The following is a 12,468-nucleotide window of genomic DNA, read 5'->3' as shown; positions in this document are numbered from 1 at the left end:
GCCGCCGCTATTCCGGTGTCCGCCTCTTCCTTGTTCAATCTTTATTTATTCAAGCTTACCCATGCTTTCTGCAAATCTTCGATCAGTTGTTTCGAATCGATTTTGCCGGCCACGTAAGCCTGCATCGGGCTTGCAAATTCATTCATTCCGCCGTCCGGGAATTTGTTGAAATTCCAGCTAAGCGCCTTGTCTTCCTGGCTGTACTTCACGACTTCGGAGCCAAGCGGACCAAGGTCTTCTTCTTTTGTTTCAATGCTCTTCACAGCCGGGATGAATTTGAACTCTTGCGTAATGTAACGCTTGCCTGTCTCGGAAGTGACGAGCCAGTTCAGGAAATCCTTCGCTTCTTCCTTCACAGGGGAGTTCTTGTTCACAACCCAGTTCGTCGGAACGCCGATCATCAGCTTGTCTTGACCTTCGTTGTTGTTGATCGGCATCGGCAGGATACCGACGTTCATGCCAGGCGTAATGCCGTCGATTTGCACCTGCGTCCAGTTGCCTTGCTGCGCCATTGCCGCTTCGCCCTTGGCGAACAGCGTCATTTGCGTATTGTAGTCTGTCGTCAGCGGGTTCTTGTTGCCGTACTTCAGCGTCAGATCGAACAGGTTCACCCAGTCTTCAAATATAGGGTTGCCAACCATCGTAGCCGATCCGTCGTTCAGACCTTGAATAAATGCGTCAGGGTCTTCCTGATTCGCGAATGCTACATTCAGCAAGTGCAGACCCAGCACCCATACTTCCTGATAGCCGTTCGAGAACGGTGTAACGCCGATAGCTTCAAGCTTCTTCGCCGCATCTTCAAGCTCAGCCAGCGTGTCCGGCGTCTCCGTAATGCCCGCTTTCTCGAACAGGTCCTTGTTGTACAGGAAGCCGTAGCCTTCCAGGTTCGCCGGCATGCCGTACAGCTTGCCGTCCTTCGTCATAGGCTCCTTCGCCACATCAACAAGATCGCTTACCCATGGCTCGTTCGACAAGTCTTCCAACGAGTCGATCCAAGTCTCCAGCTCCTTGTGGCCGCCGTTGATGAAGATATCCGGCTCTTCGCCGGAAGCGAACTTCGTCTTTAGAGCCGCGCCGTAGTCCGCGCCGCCGCCCACTGTTTGAATGTCCAGTTTAATGCCGGGATGCTCTTTCTCATATTCCGCTTTCAGACCGTTAAGCGCTTCGGCGATTTCAACCTTCAATTGGAAGATGCTGATTGTTTTCGTCTCGCCGCCTTTGCCGCCGTTGCCGGCAGCTTCGTTGCCTTCCTTACTGTTTCCACTGCCGCAAGCCGACAGCAGCAACGAGGATGTCAGCAGCATGGCCGCCGTTACTTTTAGAGATTTTTTCATGTCAATATGCCTCCCCTTTTTCTAGTCTGACTGTTGCTGTAATGCTGTGTACTCCTTCATTGTAGATGGATGAGCCCATCGGTTGAAGGCAGAATATTGATCAATCAGGTAGACGGAAGTGACCTCCCGTCATCCCTTCACAGCGCCTTGTGTAATGCCCTCAATAATATACTTCTGCAAGAACAGGAAGAAGATAATGATCGGCAGTATCCCCATCACCAGAGATGGCAGCGCCAAGTCCCATTGCTTCGTATATTGGCCGAAGAATGCGCTCGTCGCAATTGGTATAGTGCGCAGATCCGGCGATTGCAGCATAATGGACGGCAGCAGGAAGTCGTTCCATATCCAGAGCATATTCAAGATGAACACGGTGACCAGCATCGGCTTCATAAGCGGAAGCACTACCCGGAAGAATACGCCGTAAGCGTTCGTTCCGTCCACCGTAGCCGCTTCTTCAATCTCGAGCGGAATCGACTTGACGAAGCCGTGGAACAGGAAGACCGACATCGGAACGCCGAAGCCGAGATAAGCGACAATAAGTCCCGGAATGCTGTTCATCAGATTAAGCGTGCTCGTCACTTTCACAAGCGGAATCATGATCGACTGGAATGGAATAACCATCGCAGAGACGAAGACCACGAACAGGATGCGATTGAACTTCGTATTGCTGCGAACCATCCGGTAAGCCGCCATGGAGCTGATCATGACGATAAGCACGTTGCTCACGACGGTAATGACGGTAGAGTTCCAGATTGCCGAAGGGAAGTTCGTCAGCTCGAACGCTCGGGAGTAGTTGCTCCATTGGAACGATTCCGGCAAGCCGGCCGTATTCGAAAGCAGGTCGCCGAACGATTTCACAGAGTTGACGAGCAGGAAGTAGAACGGCACCAGGAAGATTAACCCTGCCACAATCATGACAATTTCTGTTATGATGGTTCCGGTCTTGTACTTTTTAATGACATCCATCAGGCTTCAACCTCCCTGCTCTTCGTCAGCTTCACCTGCAGGCTGGTAATCACCGCAACGATGATGAAGAATATGATCGCCTTGGCTGTTCCCAGCCCATAGCGGTTCTTGTCGAACGCTTCGTTGTAGATGTTCATGGCAACCGATTCCGTCGAGCCGAACGGTCCGCCCTTCGTCAGCGACAAGTTCAGATCGAACATTTTGAACGACCAGGAGATAGCCAGGAACAAGCAGATCGTAGCCGCCGGCATAATGAGCGGAATAATGACCGAACGCAGTACTTGCAGCTTGCTCGCACCGTCAATTTCCGCGGCCTCCAGAATATCCTTGGGCACATTATTCAAGGATGAGATGTAGATCACCATCAGATAACCGGCCGTCTGCCATACGAATACCAGCGTAATGCCCCAGAACGCTGTCGCTTCCGTACCGAGCCATGGGAGGTTGAAAAATCCGATACCCGTCGCTTCGCCGATTGCGGAGAAGCCTCTTACGAAAATGAACTGCCAAATAAAACCGAGCAAAAGGCCGCCGATAACATTCGGCATAAAGAAGATTGTCCGCAGCACATTCCGCGTTTTGAGCGGCTTCGTCAAAAAGTAAGCCAGCATAAAGCCGAGCACATTCGTCAACAGCACGCCAAGAATGGTAAACTTGGTCGTGAACAGGAATGAATCGCGGAATTGCGGGTCGTCTGTGAATATTTGTTTGTAGTTGTCGAAGCCTACCCATGATACTTCTCCCGATACACCGTTCCAATTCGTAAAGGAGTAATACAATCCCAGAATGAACGGAATGAGAATGATCAGGGAGAAGAAAATGACGGCAGGTCCGACGAATACGGCTTGCTGTCCGAACTGAGACAATTTGTTGGATCTCACGTTGACACTCCCCTTTGCACACTGCATTGTTGATAATTTAAGTATACCGAGATCGTGTACAATAAAAACGGACGATCGTGAACCGTTAGGGACACGATATTGATCAGCGGCCATCTAACGGATAGTGAAAGAAAGAACTAACTAACGAAGGGAAACGTTACGACCTATGCAAAGCATAAGCATACGCAAGAGACTTATTCAATTCATGCTTATAGTAACGATCATTCCGTTGACCCTATCGCTCTTCATCACCTTGTTCCATACGAGAGAATCGATCAAGGAACAGTCGATGAGCGAGAATACCCGCCTAATTTTTCAAGGGAAAACGAATCTCGTCAACTACTTGAACAATATTAACCACGCCAGCATGATCGTCTATTCCGACCCGCATTTCGTGACGAATATATCCAAAGGGCTGGATGACTTCCAAGCGGTGGCGGAATTGTACGCCACTATACAAGGATTGCAAAATTCGATCTCGGATATTCATCAAATTTACCTGCAGTCGTTCCAGAGCGGGCTCGCCACACTCATTACGAACAGCGTGTCGAGAAGAGAATATCGGGACAAGCCCTACGAAGCCATCGCGCCTTATCTGGTTGAGAGGACGGGCATTGAACCGCCGCACACCGTTCATCGGTACGGCTTCCCGCCCATCCTGAACGAGAATATGGATGAGACGGTCTACACGTTCTACCGCCCCATTACGAAAATTCCGTCCTCCGAGCTGCTTGGCATGCTTGCGATCGACGTAAGGCTGGATGGCATCGCCGACATAGGCAGGCAGCTGTTCGATGCTTCAGACGAATCGCTTTATTTGCTGGATGAGAACGGCATCGTCATCTACTCCGGAGACGACACGCTTATGGGGCAGCAGATTGACGAGAAGCATGTCCGGCTGCAATCGCTGCAAGGACATTCCGGCGTAATCGATGACAGCGATGCGATATGGGTGTACGAGAAGCTGGGCTTGTCATATGCCGACTGGACATTGGTGAAGCAGGTGCCGCACAGCGTATTGTACCGCACCTCTACCGAGCTGATCACCATCAACGCCTTCATCGCCGCCTTGGCCCTGCTCGCCGTCATTATCGGCACGCTGTACATCTCGATCCGCATTACGGGACCGATCAAGCAGCTTGCCAGCTACATGAATCAGATTCAAGCGGGACGTCTGGATACGAATATCCACATCGACAGCCAGGACGAGATCGGCTTCCTGTCCCGGCAGTTCAGAGGCATGATGGATACGATCAACAATCTGATTCTGCGTAAGTACAAGCTGGAGTTGGCGAATAAGACAAATCAGCTGCAAGCACTGCAAGCCCAGATCGACCCTCACTTCCTGTACAACACGCTGCAGTCTATCGGTACCGTGGCGTTGCAGCATTCCGTCCCCCGCGTCTATACGCTGCTCTCGTCGCTCGCGGATATGATGCGCTACAACATGCGCAGCGATGAGACGGTAGTGACGCTGCAGGAGGAAGTGAACCATCTCCGCTTGTACTTGGAGCTGCAGAGCGAGCGCTTCGACTCCCAGTTCCAGGTCGTCTGGGAGCTGGAGGAAGACAGCCTGTCGGCCAACATACCTAAAATGACGCTTCAGCCGCTGGTGGAAAACTATTTCAAACACGGTTTAGCGAACGGACCTGAGGGCGGCGTGCTGACGATTCGAAGCAGCGTGTCATTCGAAGGCAGGTTAAGACTGGAGATTGAGAACAACGGCGCCTCCATACCGCTGGACAGGCTGAGACGGATTCAGGCGGAGCTGGAGCGGGTGATGCATGACCAGCCGGAACGCCTCGACGAGCGGCAGGACGAGGATGAGGCCGCAGCCGGCGGCGCCCGGGCTTCTATCGGCTTGTACAACGTACTGATGCGGCTTCAGCTGCTGTCTGACGACAACGCATCGCTGCATATTGCGAACAGAGAGCCGCAGGGCGTAACGGTAACGATTGAATATGAATGGAGAATGTGATCCGCATGAAGGTATTAATTGTAGACGATGAGAAGCATGTCAGAAGCGCCATTGAACTGCTGGCCGATTGGGAGGCGCATGGCATTAAGGAAGTTAGACAGGCGGCGGATGGCGAGGAAGCTGTCGAGCTGATCGCCGCCTATTCGCCGCAAATCGTGCTGACGGACATGCGGATGCCCCGCAAAGACGGTGCGGAGTTATTATCGTGGCTGTATACGAACAAGCCCCATATGAAGGTCATCGTCATAAGCGGCTACGACAACTTCGAATATGTCAGGCATGCGGTGCGCCACGGGGGGATGGACTACATCCTCAAGCCGGTGAAGAAGGAGGCGCTTAACGAAGCCCTTGCGAAAGCGGCCAATAGCTGGCGCAAGGAAGAGGAGCAACGGCAGCACATGCTTCAGCAAAGCATCGAAGTCAATGAGATGAAGCCTCACTTCGTCGATGTGCTGCTGACGGACCTGGTGACCGAGCAGAGTCGCATGGACCTTCGCGCTCAGCTGCAAGAGGAAGCCCGTATCCCTCCTTCCGTCGCATCGTGCACAATCGCAGTGATAGCGATCTCGCAGCTGGATGCGGAGCTGCTCGACATGTTCAATCAGCAGCAGCAGCTTCTGTTCTTCGCCTTGACGAACATATGCAACGAGGTGCTCGGTACGAGCGGCATCGCCTTCCGCCAGTTGAACAGCAAGGAGGATATCGTCATTATCTATTGGGATCAAGCCCGGACTTTAAAGTCCGTACTGGGCGACATCAACGACGGTATCTTCCTCTCCTTGAAGCGAAGGGCGCATTACGGCATTTCCGCCGCTTCCTCCTTCCCGCAGCATATGCCGCAAGCCTACATCGAGGCATCCAAGGCGCTGTGGAAGAGGAATCTGCTCGGAAGCAGCCGGTTCCATACGCTTTCGGGCGACCGCTGCATGCCGAAGGCGGTGCGGTTGACAGCGATGGAAGAGAAGCTGCGTCTGGCCGCGCTCAGCAACAGCAGGGATCAGATTCACGATGTTGTGTCGGAATGTCTGGCGCAAGTGAAGGAGAACGGCTATCTATCGCCGGAGCAGCTGCTGCAGTGGCATAACGAATGGGAATGGATGCAGCTGCGCTGGTTCGAAGGCGAAGCGGCGGTCATGGATCATAACGAAGGGACGGAGGAGCTGTCTTCCTCTTCCCCTCTTCCGCTCAATACTGAAGGGGCGTTGTCTTGGGAACGTCTGACTGCCATGATGACCAAGCGACTGGAGGCGGCATCGAAGGTGCTCACGGAGCAGCACGTGAAAGAGCATCACTTCATCCACGATATCGCCCAATACATCGATCAGCATTACCTGGAAGACATCTCTCTGCAGAATGTGGCTGCGCGGTTCTTCTTGAGCAGGGAATATATCGCACGCAAGTTCAAGCAGGAGTACGGCATGACCTTGCTGGAATACTTGACCCGCATTCGCATCGACAAGGCGAAGCTGCTGCTGCATAATCCTCATCTGCGGATCGCGCAAGTGGCGGAGATGGTGGGCTATCAGGATGAGAAGTATTTCAGCCGCGTATTCAAGAAGCTGGAAGGAATGAATCCGGGAGAATTCCGCAAGGAGCAGACGCTCGGCTGAGGCCGGGCGACTATGCTTCCTTCTTTTTTGGGAGCATCCATATATGGAAATGGAAATAAACAGGTTTGATATTGCCCACTGTCGGGAATGAGGTTTATAATAGTTACAGCTTATGCAATGATATAGCATGTTATTTTTTTCACAAGGAGGCTTTCTCGATGCACGTTGTTATCCCGACAGAAGAGAAGCGAATGCAGCAAATTGCCGAGAAAGTACGCAACGGACAGCGTCTGACGCTGGAGGAAGGCGTATTTTTATATGAGTCCGACGATTTATTGACGATTGGCCAGCTGGCCAACGAAGTGAACCTTCGCAAGAACGGCAAGAAGGTCTATTTTATCGAAAATATGAGTCTCTACTTCACGAACGTATGCGAAGCGCATTGCGCCTTCTGCAATTTCCGGAAAGACGAAGGCGCGCCCGGCGCTTATACGCTCTCTGGCGAGGAGATGATCGAATATGTCGATCAGCATATTCATCCCGGCGTGCGTGAATTCCATATTGTAGGCGGCCATAATCCGCATGTGTCGTTCCAATACTATGTGGATTCGCTAAAGGCGCTAAGAGACAAATATCCCGATGTCACCTTGAAGGCTTACACGGCGGCGGAGATTGACTTCTTCTCCCGCATCAGCGGATTGTCCTACAAAGAAGTGCTGGAGGCGCTCATGGATGCCGGCTTGAAGTCGCTAACCGGCGGCGGGGCCGAGATTCTGTCCGATCATTACAGGAAGAAGATGCGCGTCGACAAGGCGGATGTGTCCCAGTATCTGGACGTTCACCGGACGGCCCATCAATTGGGGCTGCGCACGCATACGACCATGCTGTACGGCTCCATTGAATCCAAGGAAGACCGCGTCCGCCATTTGATGCAGATTCGCGAGCTGCAGGACGAGACGAACGGCTTCCTCGTATTCATCCCGCTGTCGATGCAGCCGATCAATCCGAAAGCGGGCATCCGGCGCCGCAACTCTGCCTTCGAGGACTTGAAGACGATCGCCATAAGCAGGCTAATGCTGGACAACTTCCAGCACATTAAGGCTTACTTCATTAATATAGGCGTGCAGCTGACGCAGGTTGCTCTGACGATGGGAGCTTCCGACGCTCACGGCACGATCGTGAAGGAGAAGATCAGCCATGCTGCAGGCGCATTGACGCCGGAAGGCATTACGCGGGAAGATCTGATCTGGCTGATTAAAGGCGCGGGGCGTATTCCAGTTGAACGGGATACGTTCTATAATGAAATCAAAGTGTACGAGTAAACCTGACTTTCTAAGCATAACCTAACGTACAACATCATGAAACATGGAGCTGGGGAACCGATGAGAAATGTAGTGATACTGGGTGGCGGATACGGCGGAACGGCCATCGCGAACGAATTGTTGGAGAAAGGCATGCCCTATGACGTGTCCATCGTCTTGATCGACCGCATGCCGTTTCAAGGATTGAAGACGGAGTATTACGCGCTCGCGGCGGGTACGGTATCCGATCTGGAGCTGCGCGTCCACTTCCCTGTCGATCCAAGGGTGAAGCTTACGTATGGCGAAGTGACGAACATTGATATGGAGACTCAGCTCATTCATGTGGAAGGCCACGATCCGATCTCCTATGAATGGCTCGTCATCGGACTTGGCTGTACGGATAAATATCACGGAATCGATGGCGCGGAGCAGTACGCCAACAGCATTCAGACATTCTCGGCCGCCCGCCACACGTATGCCCGTCTGAATGATGTCAAGCCATACGGTCAAGTGACGATCGTCGGCGGAGGCCTTAGCGGCGTGGAGGTAGCCTCCGAGCTGCGCGAGAGCCGGCCCGATCTGAATATTCGCATATTGGACCGGGGACCGAAGGTCATGTCCGCTTTCCCCGGCAAGCTGCAGGACTTCGTAGCGGAATGGTTCATGGAGCATCACGTCGAGATGCGGGGCCATGTATCGCTGCATAAGGTGGAACCGGGCATGCTGCACGACTCCAATTCCGGAGAAACCATCTATACGGACATCACGGTATGGACGGCGGGCATACAGCCTGTAGAGCTGGTGCAGCGTATGAATTTGCCGAAGGACAACGCTGGCCGCTTGGTCATTAACGCTCATCACCAGCTGCCGGATTACAATAACGTGTACGTGGTCGGCGATTGCGCCGCGCTGCCGCTGTCGCCAAGCGGGCAGGCCGCAGGCGCGCAAGGCAAGCAGATCGCAGAAGTGCTGTCTGCGATCTGGCAGGACAAGACGCCTCGTCTCGGCAAGATCAAGCTGAAGGGCGTACTTGGATCGCTCGGCAAGAAGAGCGGCTTCGGCATCATGGGCAGTACGCCAATTATGGGCAGAGTGCCGAGAATGATCAAGAGCGGCGTGTTATGGCGGTCCAAGCGCCATCTGGGCTAACGGACGGCCCTACAGGTCGTCCAGCAGCTTGTCCAGCGCTTCTCGATCTGCCTTCTGAGCAATTAATGCTTGCTTGATGGCTTCATCCAGCTCTTGCACGGTATCGGCAGCCACGATCGTGCCGTCCACAAGTGCGAACGGACGAAGGTAACATTCGCCGCAATTGCCCAGGCAGCCGTATTCCATCACTTCCACATCGTCACCCAGCTCAAGTCGGTTCATAATATCGTCGGTTCCATGATGCATGTTGCTCGCACAGAATTCAACCATAGGTTTTAACATTGTTGGTCACCTTGCTTTATGATTTATAGACATCCATTTTCAATTGCATCGCTTTGTACTATAATAGGGGAGAAAGGAGTTGAATGCAATGAGTGAACAAGTTCGCGACACCATGTACGATGAAGTACTGGACGTATTGGATAAGCTTCGCCCGTTCCTGCAGCGCGACGGAGGCGACGTGGAGCTAGTAGACGTAGAGGACGGCATCGTGAAGCTTCGCCTGATGGGCGCATGCGGCAGCTGCCCAAGCTCCACCATTACGCTGAAGGCCGGTATCGAGCGTGCATTGCTCGAAGAGGTTGAAGGCGTAGTCGAGGTAGAGCAAGTATTTTAATCGCCAACATGCAAAGAGTCTTACCGATAAGAAGCGGCAAGCTTCCCCGTTCGGTAAGACTCTTTTTGGTTCGCTGTTAGTGCCAGTTCAAAAAGTTCGGTTCTCAGTCTATTATGTAATATCTTTAATGTTCGCCCGGATAGGATCGAAGCCCCCGGTCACATCGATCACATTGCCGGTCAGGAAGCTTGATTCGTGCTGACAGAGGAAGTGTATGACGCGGGAGACATCCTCTCCCGTTCCGGGGCGGCCAAGCGGCGACTCTGCATCCATCTCCTGCTCCGCCTCCCGGATCGACCTCTCCTTGTTCGCGCCGCGAATATCTCCCGGACCGATCAGATTCACGGTTATGCCGTGCGGAGCTTCCTCGACGGCCAGCGACTTCGTGAACGATACGAGGCCGGTCTTCGCTGCGGCGTAGACAGCACGATGCGGCCAAGATCTTGCTTCTCCGGCATGGCCGAACCCGAAGTGAATAATGCGCCCCCAGCGCTGCTGTCTCATCCATGGCAGCAAGCGGTGGTCCAGCATCATGACGCTCAGCAGATTGCCGTTCATCAGCCGTATGATCGTCTCCTCGTCATATTCGGCGAACAGCTTGCGCTTGCGGACGAACGGTCCCGCATTGTTCACCAGAATATCCACGCCGCCAGCCCAGCTCTCCGCCTCGTCGGCAAGCTTGTGCGCCCCATCCAGCGTTGCGATGTCCGCTTGTACGGCGATGGACTTGCGTCCCATTCCGATAATGAGGTCGCGAACCTCACAGGCTTCCTTCTCGCTCTCCATATAGTTAACGATGACGTTGCAGCCCTCACCAGCCAGCTGCAGCGCGGTGCGCTTCCCAAGGCCTTTGGCACTTCCCGTCACCAGTGCGGTTTTGCCAGTCAGCTTCATTCCTGTTCACCTTCTCCCGGATGAATTATACCGACTGCTTGCGCATAAGCCTGCAAGCATACTGGAACGTCAATCTAAGCGATTCCATGCTCAGGTGCAAGCAATCCGTCAAATCTTGCGATTGCAGATGAATATCTTCCAATTGAATTTCCTGTCCGTACATCCGGTGCAATTGGATCAGATCGTCCTGCATTTCCGAATTCATATAATGAATTTCCGTATTTCTCCGTTTGCGAAGCCGCTTCATCGGCTCCTTGTAGCGCTCCTTCAGCTCGTTCAGCTTCCGGCTCAATTCCGGATGCTCATTGCTCTCCCGCATGTTGCGCAGCACCGTAAAGTAAGAGAAGTGAGGCTTGATCTTCTCCGTCCGCAGTTCCAGAAGATCGTTCAACAGCGTGCCCAGCTTGTCCAGCAGAGAGAAAACGCGAATAAATCCGTTTTTGTCAAAATAGACGTAGCGATCGTAGTTCAGCTTCTCTTCGTCAGACATATCTTCCACGGAAGTGGACGTAATCCTGCGCTTGAACCCGCTTGCGGCGTATTGGCTTTGCTCCAGCTCGTGCAGAGAAGCTCGAAGGCCGAGCGTCCAGATTTTATACTTCCTCAGCTTATGATCCGGGTCCTTGCCGGCGGTGATCAGTCTCGCCATATATTGTGCGAACTGCTCCATGAGATTGTATGTTTCCCCTAACCCGCCATCCGGTTCCCTGTCCGATTCATTGAACATGTAGTAAAGCATAGGCGTCGTCTGCCCCCTCTAGTCTCTGGTTCGCATGCCGGACCGCATCCGATTCCTCTACTTATGCGGCCGTAACCGCCATGAACGGATAAGGATATCCAGTAGAAGCCCGAATAAGCCGACAATGATCAAGTTATGAATGAGGCTTGTAAAGATGAATGTATTGGGGTCGTCGACAGTCGCTGTCAGGATGGCCCCGCTGAATATTTGCGCAAGCACGAGCAGTACCACCCACCATGAGCTCTCCGTCAAGCCTTCGCCCGAGCTTACCTTGCGAATATGCAAGTACAAGCCGAGCAGCATAAGGCCAAGAATAAGAGCAGCAACGCGGTGGACGAACGAGATTCCCGTCGCTCCGGTCAGCTCCGGAATAACCTCTCCGTTACAAAGCGGCCAGCCGACACAGCCATGTGCCGATTCCGTATGCCGAATGAATGCGCCTAAATAGATAACGACATAACAATAGACGGCCGAAGCGAGCGCGAACGGCATAACAGATCGCGGCACAGACGGCTCCTGCGGAATGCCGCTGCGCGTCCTGAACGTCCAGATGACCAGAAGAAGCGTTGCTGCAAAGGCGATGATGGAAATGCCGAAGTGCAGCGCCATAATCGGCGGAGATTGCGGCCACATGACAGCGGCTGCGCCCATCAATGCCTGAATAATCGTGAACAGCAGGGCAAATCCCGCATAATACATCGGCTCCCTGTAGGCTTGACGATCGCGTCTGAACTTGCGGTACATCGCGACGGCAACCCCCAGTACAAGAAATCCTTCCAGCGCGCTGACGACGCGATGGGAATATTCAATCATGGATTCCAACGTGTACGCAGGAATGAACTTCCCGTGACATAACGGCCAATCGTCGCCGCAGCCACGTCCTGACTCCGTATTCGTAACTAGCGCCCCGGCAAGAAGTACAAGAAGCATTCCGATACACGATGCGATAGCAAACGTGCGAAAACGGCCGGATACCATATGTTATCACCTTATTTCCATGAGATATGACAGTTCAATTATAGCGATAACAAGCGGCAAAAGCCATGTTGAAAATGTGAAA

Annotated in this window: 12 protein-coding genes; 5 read left to right on the top strand and 7 right to left on the bottom strand. The window is 53.1% G+C overall.

Annotation, left to right across the window (positions count from 1 at the left end):
* Positions 1-41: 41 nt before the first annotated feature.
* From M6D81_RS11170 to M6D81_RS11160, 3 genes are all read right to left on the bottom strand, one after another.
* Positions 42-1,334 carry an ABC transporter substrate-binding protein gene (locus M6D81_RS11170; protein WP_262676961.1) on the bottom strand — a complete coding sequence of 431 codons (1,293 nt, stop codon included), beginning with the start codon at positions 1,332-1,334 and terminating at the stop codon, positions 42-44.
* A 129-nt stretch (positions 1,335-1,463) separates the two neighbouring features.
* Positions 1,464-2,300, bottom strand: coding sequence for a carbohydrate ABC transporter permease (locus tag M6D81_RS11165; protein WP_262676960.1), 837 nt, complete (start codon positions 2,298-2,300; stop codon positions 1,464-1,466).
* Positions 2,300-3,208, bottom strand: a complete 909-nt coding sequence (locus tag M6D81_RS11160; protein WP_410795720.1) for a carbohydrate ABC transporter permease — start codon at positions 3,206-3,208, stop codon at positions 2,300-2,302. Before M6D81_RS11160 ends, M6D81_RS11165 begins: the two co-directional genes overlap by 1 nt.
* Positions 3,209-3,386: 178 nt before the next feature.
* Between M6D81_RS11160 and M6D81_RS11155 the strand changes: the two genes are divergently transcribed.
* From M6D81_RS11155 to M6D81_RS11140, 4 genes are all read left to right on the top strand, one after another.
* Positions 3,387-5,159 carry a cache domain-containing sensor histidine kinase gene (locus tag M6D81_RS11155; RefSeq protein WP_262676958.1) on the top strand — a complete coding sequence of 591 codons (1,773 nt, stop codon included), beginning with the start codon at positions 3,387-3,389 and terminating at the stop codon, positions 5,157-5,159.
* 5 nt (positions 5,160-5,164) lie between these two features.
* Positions 5,165-6,769, top strand: coding sequence for a response regulator transcription factor (locus tag M6D81_RS11150; RefSeq protein WP_262676957.1), 1,605 nt, complete (start codon positions 5,165-5,167; stop codon positions 6,767-6,769).
* A 158-nt stretch (positions 6,770-6,927) separates the two neighbouring features.
* Positions 6,928-8,031, top strand: a complete 1,104-nt coding sequence (gene mqnE / locus M6D81_RS11145) for an aminofutalosine synthase MqnE (RefSeq protein WP_262676956.1) — start codon at positions 6,928-6,930, stop codon at positions 8,029-8,031.
* Positions 8,032-8,091: 60 nt separating this feature from the next.
* A complete protein-coding gene (locus M6D81_RS11140) occupies positions 8,092-9,159 on the top strand; it encodes an NAD(P)/FAD-dependent oxidoreductase (protein WP_262676955.1) in 1,068 nt (355 codons plus the stop codon).
* 9 nt (positions 9,160-9,168) lie between these two features.
* Here the strand turns inward: M6D81_RS11140 and M6D81_RS11135 are convergent, their stop codons facing one another.
* Positions 9,169-9,441, bottom strand: coding sequence for a YuzB family protein (locus M6D81_RS11135; RefSeq protein ID WP_262676954.1), 273 nt, complete (start codon positions 9,439-9,441; stop codon positions 9,169-9,171).
* An 88-nt stretch (positions 9,442-9,529) separates the two neighbouring features.
* On the opposite strand from M6D81_RS11135, the gene M6D81_RS11130 reads away from it, so the two are divergent.
* Entirely contained in the window at positions 9,530-9,775 is a 246-nt protein-coding gene (locus tag M6D81_RS11130; RefSeq protein WP_262676953.1) for a NifU family protein, read from the top strand.
* A gap of 111 nt (positions 9,776-9,886) precedes the next feature.
* On the opposite strand, the gene M6D81_RS11125 is transcribed toward M6D81_RS11130, so the two are convergent.
* The 3 genes from M6D81_RS11125 to M6D81_RS11115 are packed head-to-tail and all read right to left on the bottom strand — an operon-like array spanning position 9,887 to position 12,386.
* Positions 9,887-10,669, bottom strand: a complete 783-nt coding sequence (locus M6D81_RS11125; protein WP_262676952.1) for an SDR family oxidoreductase — start codon at positions 10,667-10,669, stop codon at positions 9,887-9,889.
* Between the two features lie 25 nt (positions 10,670-10,694).
* Positions 10,695-11,408 (bottom strand): Cthe_2314 family HEPN domain-containing protein, encoded by a 714-nt coding sequence (locus M6D81_RS11120; protein WP_262676951.1) that lies wholly within the window; start codon positions 11,406-11,408, stop codon positions 10,695-10,697.
* Between the two features lie 57 nt (positions 11,409-11,465).
* Positions 11,466-12,386, bottom strand: a complete 921-nt coding sequence (locus M6D81_RS11115) for a COX15/CtaA family protein (protein WP_262676950.1) — start codon at positions 12,384-12,386, stop codon at positions 11,466-11,468.
* Positions 12,387-12,468: the final 82 nt, after the last annotated feature.

It is taken from the genome of Paenibacillus sp. J5C2022, from assembly GCF_025567625.1.
Taxonomy (GTDB): Bacteria; Bacillota; Bacilli; order Paenibacillales; family Paenibacillaceae; genus Pristimantibacillus.
This window is presented reverse-complemented; position numbering and strand designations above follow the sequence as displayed.

Bases quoted from the DNA above. Each gene is read 5' to 3' on its own strand.
- M6D81_RS11170 (WP_262676961.1), bottom strand. From the start codon at position 1,334: ATGAAAAAATCTCTAAAAGTAACGGCGGCCATGCTGCTGACATCCTCG.
- M6D81_RS11165 (WP_262676960.1), bottom strand. From the start codon at position 2,300: ATGGATGTCATTAAAAAGTACAAGACCGGAACCATCATAACAGAAATT.
- M6D81_RS11160 (WP_410795720.1), bottom strand. From the start codon at position 3,208: ATGCAGTGTGCAAAGGGGAGTGTCAACGTGAGATCCAACAAATTGTCT.
- M6D81_RS11155 (WP_262676958.1), top strand. From the start codon at position 3,387: ATGCTTATAGTAACGATCATTCCGTTGACCCTATCGCTCTTCATCACC.
- M6D81_RS11150 (WP_262676957.1), top strand. From the start codon at position 5,165: ATGAAGGTATTAATTGTAGACGATGAGAAGCATGTCAGAAGCGCCATT.
- mqnE (WP_262676956.1), top strand. From the start codon at position 6,928: ATGCACGTTGTTATCCCGACAGAAGAGAAGCGAATGCAGCAAATTGCC.
- M6D81_RS11140 (WP_262676955.1), top strand. From the start codon at position 8,092: ATGAGAAATGTAGTGATACTGGGTGGCGGATACGGCGGAACGGCCATC.
- M6D81_RS11135 (WP_262676954.1), bottom strand. From the start codon at position 9,441: ATGTTAAAACCTATGGTTGAATTCTGTGCGAGCAACATGCATCATGGA.
- M6D81_RS11130 (WP_262676953.1), top strand. From the start codon at position 9,530: ATGAGTGAACAAGTTCGCGACACCATGTACGATGAAGTACTGGACGTA.
- M6D81_RS11125 (WP_262676952.1), bottom strand. From the start codon at position 10,669: ATGAAGCTGACTGGCAAAACCGCACTGGTGACGGGAAGTGCCAAAGGC.
- M6D81_RS11120 (WP_262676951.1), bottom strand. From the start codon at position 11,408: ATGCTTTACTACATGTTCAATGAATCGGACAGGGAACCGGATGGCGGG.
- M6D81_RS11115 (WP_262676950.1), bottom strand. From the start codon at position 12,386: ATGGTATCCGGCCGTTTTCGCACGTTTGCTATCGCATCGTGTATCGGA.